This is a genomic window from Pseudanabaena sp. CCNP1317, from assembly GCF_034931345.1.
GTDB lineage: Bacteria > Cyanobacteriota > Cyanobacteriia > Pseudanabaenales > Pseudanabaenaceae > Pseudanabaena > Pseudanabaena galeata.
This window is the reverse complement of sequence record NZ_JAYGIF010000001.1, coordinates 70,126-91,101: the sequence shown is the minus strand read 5'-3', so window position 1 is coordinate 91,101 and position 20,976 is coordinate 70,126. Positions and strand designations below refer to the sequence as shown.

General features: G+C 44.3%; 16 protein-coding genes. 10 read left to right on the top strand and 6 right to left on the bottom strand.

Going from position 1 to position 20,976, the window contains the following annotated elements; translation table 11 throughout:
- Positions 1-5 precede the first annotated feature (5 nt).
- A complete protein-coding gene (locus VB775_RS00355; protein ID WP_281007510.1) occupies positions 6-539 on the bottom strand; it encodes a PadR family transcriptional regulator in 534 nt (177 codons plus the stop codon).
- Between the two features lie 394 nt (positions 540-933).
- On the opposite strand from VB775_RS00355, the gene VB775_RS00350 reads away from it, so the two are divergent.
- The 3 genes from VB775_RS00350 to VB775_RS00340 all read left to right on the top strand — a co-directional run bounded on the left by VB775_RS00350 (position 934) and on the right by VB775_RS00340 (position 7,225).
- On the top strand, positions 934-2,262 hold the full coding sequence (locus VB775_RS00350; RefSeq protein ID WP_281007511.1) for an efflux RND transporter periplasmic adaptor subunit: 1,329 nt from the start codon (positions 934-936) through the stop codon (positions 2,260-2,262).
- Positions 2,263-2,410: 148 nt separating this feature from the next.
- Positions 2,411-5,512, top strand: a complete 3,102-nt coding sequence (locus VB775_RS00345) for an efflux RND transporter permease subunit (protein WP_281007512.1) — start codon at positions 2,411-2,413, stop codon at positions 5,510-5,512.
- Positions 5,513-6,064: 552 nt separating this feature from the next.
- Positions 6,065-7,225, top strand: coding sequence for a 5-(carboxyamino)imidazole ribonucleotide synthase (locus VB775_RS00340; RefSeq protein WP_281007513.1), 1,161 nt, complete (start codon positions 6,065-6,067; stop codon positions 7,223-7,225).
- 256 nt (positions 7,226-7,481) lie between these two features.
- Here the strand turns inward: VB775_RS00340 and lipA are convergent, their stop codons facing one another.
- A complete protein-coding gene (lipA, locus tag VB775_RS00335; protein WP_281007514.1) occupies positions 7,482-8,342 on the bottom strand; it encodes a lipoyl synthase in 861 nt (286 codons plus the stop codon).
- A gap of 362 nt (positions 8,343-8,704) precedes the next feature.
- Between lipA and VB775_RS00330 the strand changes: the two genes are divergently transcribed.
- Positions 8,705-10,024, top strand: coding sequence for a hypothetical protein (locus VB775_RS00330; RefSeq protein ID WP_281007515.1), 1,320 nt, complete (start codon positions 8,705-8,707; stop codon positions 10,022-10,024).
- A 74-nt stretch (positions 10,025-10,098) separates the two neighbouring features.
- Here VB775_RS00330 and VB775_RS00325 read toward each other — a convergent pair whose 3' ends face one another.
- On the bottom strand, positions 10,099-10,617 hold the full coding sequence (locus VB775_RS00325; protein WP_281007516.1) for an RNA recognition motif domain-containing protein: 519 nt from the start codon (positions 10,615-10,617) through the stop codon (positions 10,099-10,101).
- Positions 10,618-11,053: 436 nt separating this feature from the next.
- Between VB775_RS00325 and VB775_RS00320 the strand changes: the two genes are divergently transcribed.
- The gene (locus tag VB775_RS00320) at positions 11,054-11,212 is read left to right on the top strand and encodes a hypothetical protein (RefSeq protein ID WP_323216603.1); all 159 of its coding nucleotides are present in this window, start codon (positions 11,054-11,056) and stop codon (positions 11,210-11,212) included.
- Positions 11,213-11,428: 216 nt separating this feature from the next.
- Positions 11,429-12,013, top strand: coding sequence for a rhomboid family intramembrane serine protease (locus VB775_RS00315; protein ID WP_281007518.1), 585 nt, complete (start codon positions 11,429-11,431; stop codon positions 12,011-12,013).
- A 41-nt stretch (positions 12,014-12,054) separates the two neighbouring features.
- Here VB775_RS00315 and VB775_RS00310 read toward each other — a convergent pair whose 3' ends face one another.
- On the bottom strand, positions 12,055-12,432 hold the full coding sequence (locus tag VB775_RS00310) for a response regulator (RefSeq protein ID WP_281007519.1): 378 nt from the start codon (positions 12,430-12,432) through the stop codon (positions 12,055-12,057).
- A gap of 412 nt (positions 12,433-12,844) precedes the next feature.
- Positions 12,845-13,996, bottom strand: coding sequence for a UDP-sulfoquinovose synthase (locus VB775_RS00305; protein WP_281007520.1), 1,152 nt, complete (start codon positions 13,994-13,996; stop codon positions 12,845-12,847).
- A 336-nt stretch (positions 13,997-14,332) separates the two neighbouring features.
- Between VB775_RS00305 and VB775_RS00300 the strand changes: the two genes are divergently transcribed.
- Both VB775_RS00300 and VB775_RS00295 read left to right on the top strand, forming a co-directional pair.
- Complete coding sequence (locus VB775_RS00300) at positions 14,333-15,394, top strand: hypothetical protein (protein WP_281007521.1); 1,062 nt, start codon at positions 14,333-14,335, stop codon at positions 15,392-15,394.
- Positions 15,395-15,555: 161 nt separating this feature from the next.
- Positions 15,556-16,194, top strand: coding sequence for a hypothetical protein (locus tag VB775_RS00295; protein WP_190576524.1), 639 nt, complete (start codon positions 15,556-15,558; stop codon positions 16,192-16,194).
- Positions 16,195-16,219: 25 nt separating this feature from the next.
- Here VB775_RS00295 and VB775_RS00290 read toward each other — a convergent pair whose 3' ends face one another.
- A complete protein-coding gene (locus tag VB775_RS00290; protein ID WP_281007522.1) occupies positions 16,220-16,510 on the bottom strand; it encodes a hypothetical protein in 291 nt (96 codons plus the stop codon).
- Positions 16,511-16,620: 110 nt separating this feature from the next.
- Between VB775_RS00290 and VB775_RS00285 the strand changes: the two genes are divergently transcribed.
- Both VB775_RS00285 and VB775_RS00280 read left to right on the top strand, forming a co-directional pair.
- The gene (locus VB775_RS00285) at positions 16,621-17,949 is read left to right on the top strand and encodes a hemolysin family protein (protein WP_281007523.1); all 1,329 of its coding nucleotides are present in this window, start codon (positions 16,621-16,623) and stop codon (positions 17,947-17,949) included.
- A 274-nt stretch (positions 17,950-18,223) separates the two neighbouring features.
- On the top strand, positions 18,224-20,941 hold the full coding sequence (locus tag VB775_RS00280) for a cation-translocating P-type ATPase (RefSeq protein WP_281007524.1): 2,718 nt from the start codon (positions 18,224-18,226) through the stop codon (positions 20,939-20,941).
- Positions 20,942-20,976 lie beyond the last annotated feature (35 nt).

Sequence of the window (20,976 nt, the reverse complement as noted above, 5' to 3'; positions counted from 1 at the left end):
CCTTTTTATTTTTGCTGTAACTGCGCGATCGCCTCATCACACCATTCAACCCACATTGTCTCGTAGCGAATTCCGCAACGCAGGGTTAAATAGAGATGTCGTTGTGGACGCGCCAAATTTGTTGTATCGCCAAATTCTGGTTCAATGGAGTAATAATAATTGAGCTTTTGTTGATGGATTTGTTTACGTCTTTTAATTTCATTAATGAGAATCTCTTCAGGAACAATAAACCCACTACGGACTTTTACTAATAATCCTTCTCGAACAGAAGTAGGTTCTGATGGTTCCATAATCCAATTGATTAAATCCTGTTTGCCAGCTTCCGTAAGGGAGTACATTTTTTTATCGGGTCGATTTAACTGAGGGATATTTTCCATTTCAACTAAACCTTTTTCTTGCATTTTTGCTAGTTCGCGATAAATCTGCTGCGATGTGGCTTGCCAATAGCAACTTACTTTTTCGTCAAATTCTTTGCTGAGGTCATAGCCAGTATGGGGAGACTGAAGCAAGATGGTGGCGATCGCATGGGATAGGGACATAGGTTTTAGTTTTATTTGAATTTATTAAATTTTACTTGACATATACAACTTGTTGTATAAAACTGATTTTATAAAGTTGGTTTTATATGGCTATCTAGTTTTTGTAATTAATTACATTAGAAACAATTTAAGAATTGTCTAGATCCCCTCCAGCCCCCCTTAAAAAGGGGGGCTGGAGGGGGATCTCTTAGAGCTTTTGCCCGCAGAAAGTAATTCTTAAATGGTTTCTTAAGTAACTTAGCGCAATTAAATATAAAACCCTAAAACCTGTGGCGCACGCTGCGCGTGCGCCACAGGTTTTAGATCTGGTTTTTAATAATCACGTTGAGTTTTAGGGATGTTTTAGCAGATTATCCCTCACAACCGCCGCAGAGCAAATTACACATAGCAGATTATGAATACAGAGAAAATCAGCAGCATCGGTTGGCAGCGCAACTCTTGGATTGGCATTGTTGCGAGCGGTTTAGTTGTAGTAGGTACAGGAGTTATTCTTTATCAACGTTTTGTGCTTTCAGAACAGCCTGCGCTAACGAAACCCCTGACTGTATCTACCGTTAAGCTTGCACCTGTGAATTCCTACAACATCACGCGCTATTACACAGGCGAAGTCGTAGCAACAAGACGCACTGATCTGGGATTTGAGCGTGCAGGCAAAGTAATTGAAGTTTTGTATGATCGCGGACAGATTGTTGAAGCGGGAGCCGTAATTGCCAGATTAGATACGCAAAATCTACAAGCACAATTATCGCAATTAGAGGCGCAGAGATTACGAGCTTTAGCGCAATTACAGGAATTACAGAATGGTTCGCGGCAAGAAGTAATTGCATCGGCGCGATCGCAGGTTTCTGATTTAGAAAATCAATTGCGCCTAGCCAATACGCGGAGCCAACGCCGAGAATCGTTATATCAAGAAGGGGCAGTGAGCAAAGAGCAGTTTGAAGAAGTTGCTTTTAATCGTGATGCCTTGGCGGATCGCTTAGCGGCGGCGCAAAGTCAATTGGAAGAAGTCCAAAATGGCGCGAGAATTGAACAAATCAATGCTCAAGCGGCGGCGGTGGCTCAGATCGAAGCTAGTATTCTGGATTTAGAAATCACGATCGCCAAGAGTAATTTAACGGCTCCCTTTCGGGGTGTCATCGGTGAGCGCAATCTTGATGAAGGCAGCGTCGCACAGGCAGGACAAGCGATCGTGCGGCTAGTGGAAGCGGTAAATCCAGAACTGGAAATCGGTGTACCTTTTGCAGTGGCGGCGACTCTGAGAGTGGGCAGTAGTCAAACTGTGGAGATTGGCGATCGCACTTATGCCGCGACCGTGATCGCCATTAAGCCTGAAACTAATTTGCAAACCCGAACTAGTACAGTGGTTTTGAAATTGCAAAGTTCTAGTCAAGGTTCCAATCAAGGGGCGAAGAAAGCAAGTGCCAATACCGCTAATTTTGCGATGCCCAAATCGGGCGAAATTGCCCGCCTGAAAGTATCACAAACTGAGCAGATACAGGGGTTTTGGTTGCCAACTACGGCGCTCTCTAGGGGTGAGCGTGGTTTGTGGTCATGTTTTGCGATCGCCCGCGATGGTGATGCCTATCGAGTAGAAAAACGCGATGTGGAAGTTCTACATACAGAAGGCGATCGCGTTCTCGTCAGAGGTACTATTTCTGCCAGTGAAGAAGTTGTCAGCAGTGGTACACAGCGCTTAGTTAATGGACAAACGGTAACTAAATAAAACGTAAAACCCTCACCCCCCAGCCCCCTCTCCCATCAAGGGAGAGGGGGAGTAAAACTATTTCTTGTTCCCCTCTCCCCTTTTGGGAGAGGGGCTAGGGGTGAGGGCTTAATTTAGACAAACTTACAGCCGCTAGGTTAGGCAAACTATGGCACAACTATTCTTTCGTAATCTCCGCCTATTAGCCTTGGTCATCTTTTTGATCGTTGCTTGGGGAACCGTCAACTATGAATCTTTACCGCGATTAGAAGATCCTGAACTGACATCCCGTTTCGCGCTGATTACCACATTCCTCCCAGGTGGCACTGCCGAGCGTACTGAAACCTTAGTTACCGATCCCATCGAAGAGAAGATTGCCGAAATCTCTGAAATTAAGACCTATGAATCAACTTCAAGGACAGGAGTATCAGCGATTTCTGTCGATCTTTTGGATAGTGTTAGTAGAAGTCAAGTGCCTCTAGTTTGGTCTCGAGTGCGCGATAAATTGCGTGATGTCCGCGCTACTCTCCCCGCCGAAGCAACGGAACCAGAACTAGATGAGGGTGAAGTGCGTGGCTACGCATTGTTAACTTCCATTAATTGGGATCAGGATAGTCCGCCCAACTATGCGATTTTGCGACGTAGAGCCGAAGTGTTAGAAACTTCGCTTAAGGCAATATCAGGAACCGATGAAGCCAAAATTTTTGGTGCACCCGATGAAGAGATTGCTGTAGAAGTGAATACCAGTAATCTCGCTAGTTTGGGCATTACCACCGCCGAACTCGCTAACCAAATCCAACAAAGCGATGCCAAAACCTCCGCAGGACAGTTTCGGGGTGAGAATAATTTACTGTATGAAGTTAAGGGTGAACTCGACACATTGAGCCGTCTGCAACAGATTCCGATCCGATGCCCATCCTGTCAATCTAATCGTGATTTTCGCCTATTGGGTGATATCGCGACTGTCAGTAAAGGGATTGCCATGCCGCCCACAGAATTGGCGATCGCTAAAGGCAAACCTGCGATCATGATTGGAGTCTATGTACAGCCCCAATATCGCCTCGATCGCTGGTCAGTCGATGCTCAAAAAGTTCTTAGAGAATTTCAAGCGGATTTGCCAAAGGGACTCAGTTTAGAAGTTGTCTTTGATCAAAGTCGCTATGTGACAGCAAGATTAAATAATTTAATTAGTAATCTGCTATCAGGTGCGCTGATTCTCTTTCTAATCTGCATCTTGATGATGGGTTGGCAACAGGCGATCGTCGTGCAAATTACATTGCCCCTTTGTGTGGCGATCGCCTTAATTGGTATGGGCATTTTGGGCATTCCCTTACACCAAATGTCGATTACAGGGCTAATTGTCGCTTTAGGCATTCTCATTGATAACGCGATTATTTTAGTCGATGAAATGAATATGCGAATCAAGCAAGGAATGCCCCTTGAAGCCGCAATTCTCGATACAGTGCAGTATTTGCGAGCGCCACTTTTGGGTGGCACATTAACTACTGTCTTCTCATTCGCACCGATCGCATTACTTTCGGGGGCTGTGGGCGAATTTGTGGGGACAATTGGACTGAATGTGATTTTGGCAGTTATGGCTTCCCTCGTGGTTGCTCTGACGATTACCCCAGCGATCGCCGCCATTGTCTATCGCTGGAGTCATCAACGCACTTTTACCAGCAGTGGCATCATTTATCAGGCGATTGGTAATCGTCGATGGTTACAGACAGGATTCGCCAATCAAGGCTTAACTCGATGGTATCAGCGATCGCTAAGCTGGGCACTGAGCCATCCTAAAAAGGCGATCGCGCTTACCCTGATTCCTTCCTGCATCGGCTTTGGGCTAATGAGTACCCTCAGCTTACAGTTTTTCCCACCTGCCGATCGCGAACAGCTTACCCTAGAGCTAGAGATGCCCGCCGCCAGTTCTCTCAACCAAATTCAAAAGCTGACTCAAGATGTGGAAAAGCAGTTACGGACTCATCCAGAGATTCAGCAGGTGCATTGGATGCTAGGGCGGAGCGCTCCCAAGGTTTACTACAACCAAATCACAAATCGTGAGAATGACAGCAGCTTTGCCAATGCGATTTTACAAACTCAAGGTGTTGCCTCTAACAAACTAATTCATGATATCCAAATAGAAATGGATGCCGCCTATCCTGCGGCGCGGGTATTGGTGCGTCAATTTGAGCAAGGACCGCCTTTTGAAGCCCCGATTGAATTGCAGGTTTATGGCAATGATGTTGATGTTCTGCAAAATATTAGTGAGCAATTGCGATCGCTATTGGTACAGTTACCATCAATTACCCATGTGCGAACTCGCCTGACCGATCGCTTTCCCCAACTCGCCTTACAGGTTGACGAACCCGAAGCGCGATCGCGGGGTCTGAGTCGCCGCGACATCGCTCAACAGTTAAACAGTGCCACCGAGGGCATTCGTGGCGGCACAATTCTCGAAGATACGGAAGAAATTCCTGTGCGCGTCAGGTTTAGCGATCGCGAACGGGCTGATCTCAATCAACTGCAATCGACCAGTATTCTGCCCAGCGATCGCAACGGCTATATTCCCCTAGAGTCCATCAGCACCCTCACCCTCGAAGCTAAAAATGCGGCGATCACCCGTAAAAATGGGCGGCGAGTCAGCACCGTCGAAGGCTACCTCACAGCAGGAACCATCCCTAGTCAAGCTCTAGCCGAGTTTCGTCCCATATTAGCCAAGCAGTTTCAACTGCCACAGGGCTATAGCTTAGAATTTGGTGGCGAAGAAGCCGAACGTACAAGCGCCACAGGCGGACTGTTAGGCTATGGCATCATTTTAGGAATCGCCCTTGTGGTTACGTTAGTTTTATCGATGGATTCCTTTGCCTTAGCTGGATTTATTGGCATTGTCGCAATTCTCTCCGTGGGATTAGGTGGACTCTCCCTCTGGCTATTTAACTATCCCTTTGGCTTCAACCCGATCATTGGCACTGTTGGACTAGTCGGTGTAGCGGTGAATGATTCTATTACCGTGCTGACTGCGCTTAAAACCGATCTCAAAGCACAAACAGGCGATCGCCAAGCCATGATCGAGGTGATTCTCCACACCACTCGCCATGTTCTCACCACCACCTTCACCACGACGGCAGGCTTTTTACCCTTGATTCTATCGGGAGGAGGCTTTTGGCCTCCCCTCTCAGTGGTCATTGCAGGTGGTGTATTTGGCGCAACGATGTTGGCGCTCTACTTTGTTCCCTGTACCTATCTACTGTTTGTGGATAATCGTGGATAATCATTGATGCAAAATGGTGAGCAGTTGGTATGTTTTCTTGCTTTGTCTTGACGCTTATTCGACCACGATGGGCTTTCTAAAAAGTGATTTTTATGATGAGAATTGCCGCACAAAAGTGTGACGGTACTTTCGTGAATTGGGATAAAGCTAAAATTAATACCAATTCATGAAAGTGTTTTCATACTTTTGTGAATTAAAAACCAAATCCAGTAAGGTTTTTAAAAGCACAAAAGCCAAACTCAGCAAGGTTTTTAGAGCATGTTGGAGAAGTTTTTACCCCCTCTAACTCCCCCTTGTAAAGGGAGAGAATTTAAGTTTCTCCCCTTGTAAAGCGGGGATTAAGGGGGGTAAAAGCAGAAATTTATGCTAAGTAGGAGACTTCTCAAATACACTCTTAAAAACATAAAATAACTTCAGTTCGATATAGCCATTTGCGGTGTGCAAAGCACGCCGCAAATGGCTATATCGAACTGAAGTTAAAATAGTGTAGCCATTTTATGTTTTGGTATATAGAGCTATCTGTCATACGAACATTGATTTAGGGATTTTGAAGTGATTACTCGACAAAAAATCGGGGTGATTGGAGGTGGGCAACTAGCTTGGATGATGGCGATCGCTGCCAAGCATCTCGACATTGAGCTAACCGTACAAGCAGCAAGTCCTGATGACTCAGCCGTAACCGTAGCCGATCGCGTGATTTACGGAAAAGTTGCTGATGCTAGTGCTACCGCCCAGCTTGCCGATCATTGCCAAGCGATTACCTTTGAGAATGAATTTGTCGATCTGGTTGCTTTACAAAAGCTGACTGATCGTACTGGCGATCGCAGCTTATTGTTTTTACCAAAATTAGAAACCTTGGCGATCTCTGTCGATAAGCTAAATCAACGTCAACATTTTCGCGAGCATCATATTCCCACGCCCGAATTTTATGCTGTTGATACAATATTCGACCTTTTAACGGCAGCTGAAAAATTGAGTTATCCTTTAGTACTCAAAGCGAGAAGACATGGCTATGACGGCAAAGGTACTTGGGTAATTGCCGATGAAAGTGAAATGCGATCGGCTTGGGAAAGTATGCATCAAGCCCCTGCGATCGCTGAAGCCTTCATTCCCTTTGAGCGAGAACTTGCTGTCATTGCCGCACGATCAGAATCAGGGGAAATAGCCATTTATCCCGTTGTCGAAACTCTGCAAACCAATCAAGTTTGTCGTCGCACGATCGCCCCTGCAAGGGTTGACTCGACAATTAGTAAAAAAGTAGAAACCATAGCGCGACAGATTGTGACCACCCTAGATGCGATTGGTGTATTTGGAATCGAATTCTTTTTAACAGTCGAAGGCGAAATCAGCGTTAATGAAATTGCACCGCGTACCCATAACTCAGGACATTACACCATCGAAGGATGTCAAACTTCCCAATTTGAGCAGCTATTGCGCGTTGTTAGTGGGAGGCAATTAGGTAACGTCTCAATGGTTGCATCTGTGGCTGTGATGGTCAATTTGCTGGGTTTTGAGAAAACATTGGGTGTAGATGCTGATTATTTAGAAAAACGCAAGGCGATCGCTAGTTTCCCTAATACTCATATCCATTGGTACGGTAAAAAGAGTTCTTCAGTCGGGCGTAAACTTGGTCACGTTACAATTTTGGCTGAGACTCATGATCTAGCTATAAATATTAGCGATCGCATCGAAAGCATTTGGTACAGCAATTAGAAATCACTAGGTAACAAGGGGCTTAAGCCCCTTGGCTCTTAATACAGTATTAAAAATTTCTGAATCAAGCCAAAATGCTTATATAGAAAGCATTTCAAATAAGCGCTTTAGCTGATGAAAACCCTTTTCGCTTCGTGGGAAGTTATACATGCGTCTCAATTGTTTCATTGAACAAGAGTTAGCGGGAAGTGGATTTACTGACGTTGCCATGACCCGCTATTTTTTTGCGATAAAAACGCTCCCGTAGGGAGCGTTTTTATAAGGTTTGACTAGCATGATAGGAACTGCGTACCAAAGCGCCCGATCGCACATGGGTAAACCCAACCTGCTTAGCGATCGCCCCTAGTTCATCAAACTCCTCAGGAGTCCAATATTTTTGTACAGGCAAATGCTCAAGGGATGGACGCAAATATTGACCAATCGTCAGGGAACTACAACCGATCGCATACAAATCTTGCATCGTCTCCGTTAACTCTGCCACCGTTTCACCATGCCCCACCATTAGCCCCGACTTGGTAATAATGCGTGAATCGATCTCTTTTACAATCGCTAAAACCGACAGCGATCGCTCGTACTTTGCCCCACGTCGTACTTTGCCTTGTAAACGCTTTACGGTCTCAATATTGTGGTTGTAGCACACAGGCTCAGCCAAAGCTACCGTCTCAATGCAACGGCGATCTCCCCGAAAATCGGGAGTTAGTACTTCAATTTTGACATTGGGACGCGATCGGCGAATCTCTTGCATCGTTTCCACAAAACAACTAGCCCCCTGATCCGCCAAATCATCCCGCGCCACCGAAGTCAGCACCACATAATCCAACCCCAATAAATTTACTGCCTCCGCTACTTTCTTCGCCTCATCGGGATCAAGTTGCATGGGCTTATGTCCCTTATCAACTTGGCAAAACCCACAAGCACGAGTACAAGTTGGCCCCATTAATAAAAAAGTTGCTGTCTTTTGGGCATAACATTCCGCACGATTGGGACAGCGACCCTCCTCACAAATAGTATGAATTCCTCGCTGCTTAATAATTTGCTGAACTTCAGATATTTCATCAGCTTTGCCGATTTGAGGGCGCAACCAACTGGGTAAACGTAACTCTTCTTTAGCGGACATATTGTTATATAAAAAATATATAGCTCTCTTATTAAAACCTATAAATTTAGAGCCATATCAAAGTATAACGGTAGCCAAACCCAAGAAGAGAGTTACGGCGCGAAGCGCCGTAACTCTCTTCTTGGGTTTATTATCGCTACACCAATGCTGAATTTATAGGTTTGTCATAAAAAGTCTGATAAAACCTGACTAAAACCCTTTACAGATGCAACCCTATTGACTAGCATATTGCACTGACACATTTTAATAGCCGTCATGATGCATGGGACACAAGCAAAAAACAAGGGAGAATAAGGTGCAAATAGCCCTGTTCTCTCTTGTTTTTTACTTCATAAGCAATAGTAAAGAATTTTGGAGGGGTAGTGTTTGATCTATTAACCAATATTCTGATTTGGATTATTGCAATCCCAATTTTCGTAATTCTGTTTAGAGCTATTCCCAAAGACTGGTTTCGTCTTTTTGGATTAGTCATATTTACAGCGTTAATCGCAATTATTTTTGCGAACTTCAGATTTGTTGAAGACCCGATACCCAGAATTGTTGTTGATTTCCTCACTTTCCCCTTTACGCTAGTGGGAATTATCCTACTCTTGCTGTTCTTTAACTTCTGGTTAAGGCTCAAAGATCTAAAGATTAAAAGTGGTGATAAGGTTGATAATAAAGGTGCTTCGGATAAAATTGCCACAGTTAGCAAGGAAATATTAATAGTTTTACTGATTTTTGCGATCGCTACAAATAACGCCACCTCAGAACTATTTACCTGTTATTTAGAACAGCAAGGAGCCAATGCGATCGAGCAATCTTACCGTCGCCCAGTTCGCAATTTGACAGAACAAGAACTGCTGGATTTTAGACGCGGAGTCTACGATCTTATTGTTGTGCTTGCCGAAAATCCTCCCTATGAACCCCGTCTCCAAGAAGCGATCAGATTATGGAACGAAGCTGATATGCAAAAAAAGCCATACATCATCTTAAGTGGCGGTAGACGTACATCTTATCCATCCACTAAAGGATATCCATGCCTGACATCACCACCATCTCCTCCAACGCGCACTAAAGAAAATGTCAGAGATCAGATTGCCAGTCGTGCAGACATACCCAACATTGGATTGCGCTATGACCCCCGCTATGAAGGCTACTTTACCAATCCTGCTAATCCTAGCGAAGGCATTCCTGAAGTCGATCTCACTGAAGCCGATCAAATGTGTAGTGCATTGACTAGTTTCCCAAATATTTCTTTCATTCGTCCCTTTGTAATTATTGAGCCATCAGGTCGAACAATCCGAAGTAGTGGCGATGAAATTAGTAAACTGATCAAATTTATGGAAACAAACAAGTTAATCGCCGAAGATACTCGTAATAGTCGCAGAATTTTACTGATTACTTCTCCAATTGAAGCAACACGGGCTTTTTTGTCTTTTAGAAACCAAGACCTTAATGCTTCTCTGACCACGGCTAGTTATCCCTCCGATAGTCATAGTAATCTGGGCGAGCAATGTCCTTGGCCGATTGGTAAACAGTTTAGACTTAAGCCACAATATTTTCTATTTAATGCCGAGGCTTTTGTAGATTCTGAACGAGTGTGGACAGAAATCAAAGAACTAGTCTTTTACACGCTCAGATTTTGGTTGCGTCCCCCATTAACAGACGAACGCTCTTACTATCCCAAGCAACCAACCTAATAAAAAAGAGAGTCGGCGCTTTGCGCCGACTCTCTTTTTTGAGAAGCCTCGTTTAGCGAGGCTTTTTATTGAATCTACTTAGCTGCACCCTGAGCTTCTAGAAGCTGCTGTTTCAAACGCTCTAGGTCTGAAGCCCAACGGGGATCAGGTTGATGTGCCTCAGAAGAGCTGCTAGAGCTAGATGTGCTTCCAGTGGTCTTCTTGTTGTTATTATTACGTTTTTTGCGTTTTGCTGCTGCTTTAATTGGAGCATCAACTGTACTTGTTACTGAAGACTCGCTCTTTGACTCAGATGAATCATCAGCACCTTCTTCCAAATCAGAACCATCTTCGGCTTTACCCTTAGTGCGAGGCAAAGCTTTTTCTAGCTTTAACACAGCACCATTAAAGTCATAACCATTAAATTTTTCAATGACAGTGTCAGCAACTTCATCAGAGCCGACGGTCACAAAACCAAAACCACGGCATTTGCCTGTTTTGCGATCAGTTATAACTTTCAAAGATACTGAATCACCTGATTCATTGAAAATTTTTTCTAGAGCTTGGCGATCTAATTCTGCTGGCAAGTTGCCAACATAAAGGCGAATGGACATGATAATAGAAAACCTCTACGCTATAAAATCTTCAGCAGGTGACTAGAGCAGCCGCTACAAAAAACTTGTTTAAAAAACTTGTTTGCTACTTGTTAGCTTAAATTTGAGCTATTGATTACGTGCTACCTGCGATTAATCAAATTGATACGACACTCTTGTGCCATGTAACAACATAACATACAAAATGCTTGTAGTTAAAATAAAATGTAATGAAAGTATCAAAATTCAATCCTTTGCAAAAGCTAAATAGGGAGCGATCGCTAGGTTGATTAAGCCCTAAAAGCTATACAGTTAAATCTTTTACTTGGCAGTAGACACAGCTTTAAATTGTTTCTGATTGCTAAATGTTAAGTTCTAATGTTTTTACAGCTAATTACTTGACTAATAAATTTCCCCTACTGTACTATCCAATTCCATAAATTTACATGGAATTTACATGGAATTTTTTGGCGCTATGATCATTGGTTACTGTTTGTGGATTAGTCAGGCACTCAATGATGCCCAAAAGAAGCAAGAACAGGAAGTTGAAAAACGGATCAAAGAAAAGATGAAAAACGATCAATACGTAAATATCCGAATTATTGAGAAGCCTTAGATTTATGGACTTATTCCTATCCGTAGAATGCATTAGGCTATATAGCGCTCCTAAATGATTTGTAAGATTTGGAGGGTTGTGAGAGTGCCGCTCCGAAGGGGCGGCACTCTCACAACCTATTTAGGATTGCTATAGATTAAAGCATCTTCAGCTAAAATTGCTATGATTTAGGCTGTCAAAGATGCAATCAATGTATGATTCGGTGTAATAAAGATCATGAAGCTAAATCTGCAAGCTATTGGTGGTGAGCTAAAAACTCAAGTTAAAATCTTGGCGGCTTCGGTAGCGACTTTTTGGATTATTTTTATCTTAAATGAAGTAATTTTTGGGGGCAGACTTAATGCTCTGGGAATTCTACCGCATAGATTTATCGGGTTGCGCGGGATCTTATTCGCACCATTTCTGCATGGAAATTTTTATCATATTGCAGCAAATACTGTCCCGTTTGTGATTTTGGGCTGGATGGTGATGTTGAGAAACACTAAGGACTTTTATTTTGTATCTTTTATGTCGGCATTGGTGGGAGGTCTAGGGACTTGGTTAATTGGTAGACCTAATTCTGTGCATATTGGGGCGAGTGGTGTAATTTTTGGCTATTTTGGCTATCTACTTTTTCGCGGTTATTTTGAAAAGAGCTTTGTGGCGATCGCTATTTCGATCGCGATCGCGATTGGTTATGGAGGCATGATCTGGGGAGTATTGCCAACAAGATCGTATATCTCATGGGAGGGGCATTTATTTGGCTTTATTGGTGGCATCCTTGCCGCTAAGCTATTGTCCGCAAGTAAACCCGCCCAATAAAAAAGAGTCGGCGCTTAGCGCCGACTCTTTTTTATTGATGTTTAACCAACACTTTTGATTGCTTCTAGCAAACTACGAGTACAAGCCCCTTTGTCACAAAAAGCATCAATATTTGCGCCATTAGAAAGAGCTTGAGCTTTACCACCATCGGCGGCGGAGTAAGCGACAATTTTAATATGGGGATATTTAGTTTTAATAGCGTTTGAAGCTGTCCAACCATCCATTACAGGCATGTGTAAATCCATGACCACAACATCAGGTTCATGGTTTTGTACTTTAGCGATCGCTTCTTTGCCATTTGTTGCTACTTCAACAACGTCAATACAGGATTGGAGGGAAAGTGCTAGCTGTAAAGTACATCTGGTTAGTTCGTGGTCATCCACCACCAAAACGCGCAAAGTTTTTGTAGAAGATGTCATGGTAGGTACGGTAAGAAGGGCTTGACAATTAGTTTGTTATGTAATTAAAGATACCTCTTTTCTTACTTTAAGGCTTCTACCGCAGGGACTAAACCCAGCGCTTCTCATTATAAAAACGATGTTGGTGTTTCCAGTGCCTTCGGCACTGGAAACACCAACATCGTTTTTTTGAAAGTCTGCCAACGGAGGACTTTCAAAAAACGATGTTTATAATAAGAAATGTCAGTTCTACGAAAGCGAAAAATGGTAAGAATCGCTTAGCGATTCTTACCATTTTTCACCATTTGCGGCGTGCGAAGCCCGACGCAAATGGCGATATCGAACTCACGTTAAGAAGTGCTGGACTAAACTCCAAAGGAAAGTAGTGCCGCTACTTTCCTTTGGGGTAATTGACGATAGCTACATTAGGCAATTAAGCCCGCCATTTTACTTTTGGCAAAATTTGCTTTTGGTCAATGCGATCGCGATATTTGATCGCAAAGTTGAGCAGTGAGTCGATTAGCGCATCAGATAGGAAGTGAGGTTGCAAGCCAAGATCGAGCAGATTGGTGTTTTTGGCGTTGAAATAATGCTCTTCTAGCTCGACACGAGGATTGTCGATATTTTGCACTTCGACTTTGATTCCCAGAGTTTGCCCAGCTTTCTGCACCATCAAGGCAAGATCGCGAATTGAGAAAAGCTCAGTAAATTGGTTAAATACGCGCATTTTGCCAGCTTCCGCTGGTGTTGAGATCGCTAGTTCAATACAGCGTACTGTATCGCGAATATCCAGAAAACTGCGAGTTTGTCCACCCTTACCATAGACCGTCAAAGGATGTCCGATCGCTGCTTGGATACAAAAACGGTTGAGGGCTGTACCAAATACACCGTCATAATCAAGACGATTAATCAGTAACTCATCAGTGCCAGTTTCTTCCGTAAGTACACCATAGACTACGCCTTGGTTCAGATCAGTTGCTCTTAAACCCCATGTCTTACAGGCAAAGTGGATATTATGGCTATCGTGAACCTTGCTGAGATGGTAGAAACTGCCGGGTTGCTTGGGATAAGGCAGGGTGTCTTTGCGACCGTTATGCTCGATCGTGATGTAGCCTTCTTCAATATCAATATTGGGAGTGCCATACTCGCCCATTGTGCCAAGTTTGACTAGGTGGCAGTCAGGGTTATGTTCTTTGATGGCATACAGTAAATTGAGCGTACCAACAACGTTATTGACTTGGGTTAGGACTGCATGTTCGCGATCGATCATGGAAAATGGGGCTGAACGCTGTTCGCCAAAATGCACTAGCGCGTCAGGTTCAAAACTACGAAATGTACTCTGTAAAAATGCGTAGTTAGTGATGTCGCCTACAAATAAATCAATTTTCTGCCCTGAAACAGCTTGCCATTTATATATCCGCTCTTGAATAGAGGCGATCGGTGTGAGCGTTGCAACACCTAACTCATTGTCCCAATGTCGGCGAACTAGGCTATCTAATACTCCAACTTCATATCCTTTATTGGCAAGATGTAAAGCTGTCGCCCATCCGCAATAACCGTCGCCACCAATTACCAGTACTTTCATGAATTCTGTGGGTTACAAAAATTTTGAGTTACAGTTTCCAAATTAACCCTATCAGGATTTCTCTCCTTTGTGATGCACAAGACCGAAATTTATTAAGTTGTATGTGTCGAGAAACACATGGAGTGTTTGGGGTCTGAGGATTATTCTCAAAAAGTCGAGTGGGGCGCTGTGCGCCCCACTCGACTTTTTGAGAATAATCTATATAATAAATATTTGATACAATCACGCAATTTAGCCGATCGCAGCTTTTAATCGGCAAGTGTAATGTATTGAAATTAAGATAGCCAAGAGTAGCCAGTCAGCTATTCACTATTAGCCTAGGACGATTAGTCAAGTATGCTTTCGATTGCCGAACTTGCCCATAAACGAGATCCAAAGGCGATCGCCGAAATTATTTGTCAGGAATTACAGCCCCTTGACATTGATAAACTTGATGTGGCAGTAGAAATTGTCGATAGTAGCTTGGAGCTACAAATTCATACAGATTCTGCCATTGACAAAGAAAAATTGCTGACATTAGTCCATGGCAAACTTCAAAATTTGCATGTAGAATCAGTAGCTAAATTTAAGATTCACTGTTGGCGCAATGATCAAGAAATGCATGAGCAGCGCCTACTATGGACGGAGCAATTTATGCTAGATTTGCCGAAATCATCACCCAGTAACATCTCTGACTTAGAGCCAGATGTTGCTAATACGCGATCGCCAGAAACCAGAGCGCCAGAGCCAAAGCTTTCTAAGCATTCTGTCCTGCAACAAGCGATTTCAAAAATTGCTCCAAATCATAATCAAACTCAAAATCATTTACCAGCTTCAAATCAAGAGCCTTCTTCCTCTAAGAGGGTAAGCAGTTCATCACTTGTGCTTACCAATCATCATCAGCAAAAAACTCAGTCAATTGGTAATTATTGGCAGTTGGTATTGGTGGGGTTATCGATTGTTTTGTTAGGTTTAGGTATTGGTGCATCTGTCAGAGCCATAACATCTAGGGGAGTGGTTGAGTCCAGTTCGGTTACACCAGTTGTAGACTTACCTATAGAAGACAAGGTGGAAAAAAATCTAACGACTAGCACTCCAGCCTCTACTCAAACTAGAGAACCATCCGTTGTCACTTCCCCAGCTAAACCTACTGCTTCGCCATCAGTTGAGGCGATCGCCTCTTCTCCTGATGTTCAGGAGTCAGAAGCGGTTACTTTGGAAAAGTTTAATCGTATCCAAAAAGGGATGACCATTGAGCAAGTGGAAAAGGTTTTTGGTAAATCTGGACAGGTCATTGCTGAAAATAATTCTAACGATAGTATTGGAAAGGTTTATTCGTGGAAAAATCCTCAGGGTAGTAATGCCATTATTGAGTTTAAAGATGGTCAAGTAGTGGCTAAAGCTCAAGCTGGTTTGTAGTATTCCTTAAAACTCAATAGCACCAAAAAAGAGAGAGGACGCGGAGCGTCCTCTCTCTTTTTTGGTGCTATTGCTATAAAATTACATGGTGGGTAGCTAACTAATTTCTTGATTTAAACAGCTAGTAAAACCCAGTCAAAGCCTCGTGGGAGAAAAATTTTTTGGGTATCGATTTACGCAGCTACGTTTATCTAGACAACTTACAAAAACAACATGCTGCTTACTTAGGAACGATCGCACAAGGATTTTTGCCATTACCAGGTGACACCTCCCTCTGGATCGAAATTTCTCCAGGTATTGAAATTAACCGCATTACCGATGTAGCTCTGAAATCAACGTCAGTTCGCCCAGGTGTGCAAATTGTTGAGCGCTTGTATGGATTGTTGGAAATTCATTCGGCTAGTCAAGGCGAGACCCAAGCCGCAGGTCGTGCCATTCTAGAGATGTTGGGCGTAACTGAAGAAGATCGGATTAAGCCAAGATTGTTATCTAGTCAAATTATTCGTAATGTGGACGCGCATCAAACCCAGCTAATTAATCGCTTTCGGCGAGGTCAAATGCTGCTGTCGGGGCAAACTCTGTACATTATGGAAGTGGAGCCTGCCGCCTATGCGGCTCTTGCCGCTAATGAAGCGGAAAAAGCTGCCTCAATTAATATTCTCGAAATTGTCGCGGTAGGTAGCTTTGGGCGTTTATATCTCGGTGGTGAGGAGCGCGATATTATGGCGGCGGCGGCGGCGGTATTGACTACCATTGCTAATGTTAAAGGCCGTGATATCTGGAGCGATCGCAAGGAATAATCAAAATTTGCGGCGCAAATACTAATTACAAATCATCTTCCCAGCCACAGCATTTGCAACGCCATTGCTCAGGTGGTATCCGCATTCGCGAAAAAGGAGTGCGACATTCTGGGCATTTGCCTGTAAAGATGGGATGCCAGCCACATTCTGATTCCATGTCAGGATCATAGCTGTGGGGATCATCAGGTTCCCATAATTCTGCTGAGGCAAAATCCGAGCAAATTCCCCACTCTGGCCCATAAGGATGTACTGCACAGACCAAAAGCTGGCTGTGAGAGTAAAAATTACAGCGATCGCACAGAGATATTTTTGCCATAGATGTATTTTAACTAAGAATACCAAAACACAAAATGGCTACGCTATATTGAACTCTCGTTATATTAAGATCATCGCGTTATTTATTATTTGCGGATTACAGAGTCAGTTATGTCTGAAATTGCCACCGAGATAATTTTTGTGCTTCTACTCATTATTGCTAATGGAGTCTTTTCAGGATCGGAAATTGCCGTGATTTCGGCGCGGAAGGTGCGTTTAGAGCAGTCGGCTAACCAAGGCAACGCAAAAGCCAGAGTCGCTCTGAAGTTAGCTCAAGATCCTAATGATTTTCTCTCCACTGTGCAGATCGGCATTACTTTAATTGGTGTTTTGAGTGGGGCAGTGGCTGGGGCAACCCTCGCGGCCCGTTTAGCATTAGTCCTTGACGCAATTCCTTTTTTGCAATCTTACAAAGACGGGCTGAGCGTGGGGATCGTGGTCGGTGTGATTACATTTCTGTCTCTTGTAATCGGAGAGCTAGTCCCCAAACGGATTGCCCTGAATGATCCTGAGCAAATTGCTTGTACAGTTGCTAAGCCGATGCGGTTGTTGTCAAAGATCGCTTCGCCGCTAGTTTATTTATTGAGTATTTCTACAGATTTGCTGCTCAAAGTGTTGGGAATCAAAGCATCGGATGAGCCATCGGTTACGGAAGAAGAAATCAAGATGATGATTCGCCAAGGTGCTGATACGGGAATGTTTGAGGAGTCGGAGCAGGAAATGGTAGAACGGATCTTTCGCCTTGGCGATCGCTCTGTTAAAGGATTAATGACACCGCGTACAGAGATCGTTTGGCTAGATGTTGAGTCTCCCCTATCTGAAACCCTTGATGAAGTGATCAATAGTCCCTATTCACGGTTTCCCGTTGGTCGTGACAGCATTGATCAATGTTTGGGAATTGTGCGGGGGAGCAGTCTATTATCTGCCTGTTTAACCGATCAAAATCAAAATAACGTTTCCTTAGAATCCTTAATTCAGCCACCTGTTTATGTTGCTGAAAGTACTCGCGCTCTTAAACTTCTAGAGCAGTTTAAGCAAACTGGTGTACATATTGCCTTAGTAACCGATGAGTACGGCGGCGTTGAGGGATTAGTAACCCTAAATGACCTCATGGAAGCGATCGTCGGTGACTTGCCATCCATAGAGAATCCCGATGATCCCACTGCCGTGCAAAGGGAAGATGGTTCTTGGCTATTAGATGGATTGCTCTCGATTGATGAATTTAGGGATGTTTTATCAAGCGATAACATCTCTCTGCCTGAGATTCAAACCGATGATTACCATACCCTCGGCGGCTTTGCAATTTATTCGCTCAAGCGGATTCCGCGCACGGGTGAGCATTTTGAGTGGCATGGCTTAAGGTTTGAAGTCATGGATATGGATGGTACAAGGGTTGATAAGGTTCTAGTTTCTAAGGTTGCTGCTAATCCATCGGTATAGCTGCTGTCGATAGTGTTAGGGCAAAAGCAAAACCCAAGAAGAGAATGGCGGCGCTTCGCGCCGCCATTCTCTTCTTGGGTTTTATGTCTACACTTGGCGATAGCTATAAATGAAAATTAAGGCTAAAACCTCAACCTAGGGGGCTTGAATATTTCTTTAGGATGTTGTGCAATATTTTTAGCAATTAGTTTTATTTGCTAAAAACCGTGACGATCGCTATTTTCGATTAACAATCTTGATTAGCGATCTTTATCCACAAAATTGTTGAGTTTTTTTGGAGGAAGCATCTCTCATTTTATTACCTCACCCGTGGCATCATCTAACCGTAGAGAAAGTATCTCAAATTCTGGGAAGTGATTCGGATTGTGGTTTAACCTCTGAAGAGGTGGTCAATCGACAGACCGAATATGGCTTAAATCGCCTCACTAATCAATCCAAAGAAAGCATTTGGCAGCGATTTATTAAGCAATTTCAGCAGCCAGTCCAATATATTTTGCTAGTGGCGGCAACAGTCACAGCCCTATTTAAAGAACCTGTGGATGCAGGTGTGATTTTTGCAGTGGCAGTCGGTAACGCCGTGATTGGATTCATTCAGGAAGCAAAGGCAGAAAATGCGATCGCCGCTCTTGCGGAGGTTGTTACCGTGAGTGCGACCGTACTGCGGGACGATCAGAAATTACAGATTTCGTCCCGTGAATTAACCATTGGCGACTTGGTGGTGCTGGCGGCAGGAGATAAAGTACCAGCAGATCTGCGCCTTACCGATACCTTTGATTTGCAGATTGATGAATCGGGGCTGACGGGTGAGTCAGTGCCAATCATGAAAATCATAGAACCCATAGACTCAGAGATTTTGCTTGCCGATCGCCTGAATATGGTTTATGCGGGGAGCTTGGTGACAGCAGGGCAAGGCATGGGCTTTGTGGTGGCGATCGCCGATCAGACTGAGACAGGGCGAGTCGCTCAACTGATGCAGCATTCCACTAATCTGAAAACGCCGCTAACCCGCAAGATTGACAAGCTAAGCCGAACTTTACTCTATGCAGTTTTAGGACTGGCGGCGATGACTCTGGCGATCGGGCTGGGGCGCGGCGGCGATTTTTTTGAAACCTTCAAAGCGGCTGTCGCCTTGGCGGTAAGTGCTGTTCCAGAGGGCTTACCTGCGATCGTCACGATTATGCTGGCGAGTGGGGTATCGCGGATGGCAAAACGCAATGCGATCGTGCGCGAACTTCCCGCCGTGGAAACCTTGGGCAGTACCACCGTGATCTGTTCCGATAAAACGGGAACCCTGACCAAAAACCAAATGACGGTTCAAGAAATTGTGGCAGGTGGGTTGTCCTATGGGGTGACTGGGGTTGGTTATGCTCCTGAAGGGCAGATTTTGAGCAATCAGCAGCTAGTGGATCTTGCCACCAATCAAGCACTGCGGGAATGTCTCCAAGCAGGACTACTATGCAATGACGCGCATCTTCAGCTTGATGATGATCAATGGGAAGTTGTTGGTGATCCCACTGAGGGAGCCTTGCTGGTAGCGGCTGGAAAAGCGGGACTAGATCGCGATCGCCTCGAGACAGAACTGCCGCGCCTAGATGTACTGCCCTTTAGTTCCAAAACCCAGTACATGGCGACTTTGCACGAACATGAAGGAACCCGCGTTGTTTATATCAAGGGTTCCATTGAAGCGATTTTGCCACGCTGTCTCAATTTACTACAGCCGCAGTCAGAGCAAATTCCGTTAGACCTTAATCAAGCACAGCAACAAGCAGAAGCGATGTCTAAACAGGGATTACGGGTGCTTGCCTTTGCTAAGAAAGTAATTGCAAACCATGCGGAAACCATTGAGGTTGAAACCATCGAGCCAGAGGATTTAGAACAGGATCTCATTTTTCTGGGTTTGCAAGGCATGATTGATCCGCCTCGTCCCGAAGCGATCGCCGCCGTTCGTGATTGCCACAACGCAGGTATCCAAGTGAAGATGATTACGGGCGATCATCCCACGACAGCCAAGGCGATCGCCCAGTTGATTGGTTTACAAAAAGTCCAGACTGCACTCACGGGTTACGAACTTTCGCAAATGCCCCCCGATGATTTGCGCTATGCGGTCGAATCCACGGATGTATTTGCGCGGGTCGCCCCAGAACAGAAACTGCGACTGGTGGAAGCATTACAGGCTAAGGGTGAGATTGTGGCGATGACAGGCGATGGAGTCAATGATGCTCCTGCCTTAAAGCAAGCAGATATCGGCGTGGCGATGGGAATGGGAACAGAAGTCGCTAAGGAAGCGGCGCAAATGGTGTTGACCGACAATAATTTTGCCTCAATTCGCACAGCCGTAGAAGAAGGACGTACTGTTTATCGCAATCTCCGCCGTGCGATCGGGTTTATCTTGCCGATTAGCGGCGGCGAGTCATTGACGATACTATTAGGCATATTACTGGGAACGGTGCTACCCATTGTTCCCGTCCAAATTCTCTGGATAAATCTAGTCAGTGCGATCGCCCTATCTCTGCCCCTAGCCTTTGAACCAAAATCTCAGAGCGCTATGCAAAGACCACCCCGCGATCCTAATGAGGCATTACTTTCGAGAGGTTTACTGCTTCGCATATTGATTATTTCGGTTTGGAACTGCATTGTCACTTTTGGGATGTTTGATTGGGGCTTACGATCTACCAATGATCCAGATATTGCCAGAACGATCGCCATCAATGCCTTAGTATCTTCAGAAATCTTCTATCTGTTAAGTATCAGCAGTTTAGTCCCCAATCTTGTCGCCAAGCTGCGCGGAAAGCGTCGCCAGCTAAGTTATGCTCCTGCGATCGGTGCGATCGGGCTAGGAATTTTACAGGTTCTATTCAGTCAATGGGCTGTGATGAATGAACTTTTTGAGACGCAACCTCTAACTTTTACCCAAGGTGCTTTAAGCCTTGTGGCAGGACTGCCCATCATTCTCTGGGCGAGCCTAGTCCAAAAAATCGATCCTATCGATTAACCAAAGATATATATAGCAATCCTAAATGAATTATG

Coding starts and splice junctions, on each gene's coding strand:
- VB775_RS00310 (WP_281007519.1), bottom strand. CDS start 12,432: ATGACATCTTCTACAAAAACTTTGCGCGTTTTGGTGGTGGATGACCAC.
- VB775_RS00305 (WP_281007520.1), bottom strand. CDS start 13,996: ATGAAAGTACTGGTAATTGGTGGCGACGGTTATTGCGGATGGGCGACA.
- lipA (WP_281007514.1), bottom strand. CDS start 8,342: ATGTCCGCTAAAGAAGAGTTACGTTTACCCAGTTGGTTGCGCCCTCAA.
- VB775_RS00320 (WP_323216603.1), top strand. CDS start 11,054: ATGGAATTTTTTGGCGCTATGATCATTGGTTACTGTTTGTGGATTAGT.
- VB775_RS00345 (WP_281007512.1), top strand. CDS start 2,411: ATGGCACAACTATTCTTTCGTAATCTCCGCCTATTAGCCTTGGTCATC.
- VB775_RS00300 (WP_281007521.1), top strand. CDS start 14,333: ATGCTTTCGATTGCCGAACTTGCCCATAAACGAGATCCAAAGGCGATC.
- VB775_RS00355 (WP_281007510.1), bottom strand. CDS start 539: ATGTCCCTATCCCATGCGATCGCCACCATCTTGCTTCAGTCTCCCCAT.
- VB775_RS00350 (WP_281007511.1), top strand. CDS start 934: ATGAATACAGAGAAAATCAGCAGCATCGGTTGGCAGCGCAACTCTTGG.
- VB775_RS00285 (WP_281007523.1), top strand. CDS start 16,621: ATGTCTGAAATTGCCACCGAGATAATTTTTGTGCTTCTACTCATTATT.
- VB775_RS00325 (WP_281007516.1), bottom strand. CDS start 10,617: ATGTCCATTCGCCTTTATGTTGGCAACTTGCCAGCAGAATTAGATCGC.
- VB775_RS00315 (WP_281007518.1), top strand. CDS start 11,429: ATGAAGCTAAATCTGCAAGCTATTGGTGGTGAGCTAAAAACTCAAGTT.
- VB775_RS00290 (WP_281007522.1), bottom strand. CDS start 16,510: ATGGCAAAAATATCTCTGTGCGATCGCTGTAATTTTTACTCTCACAGC.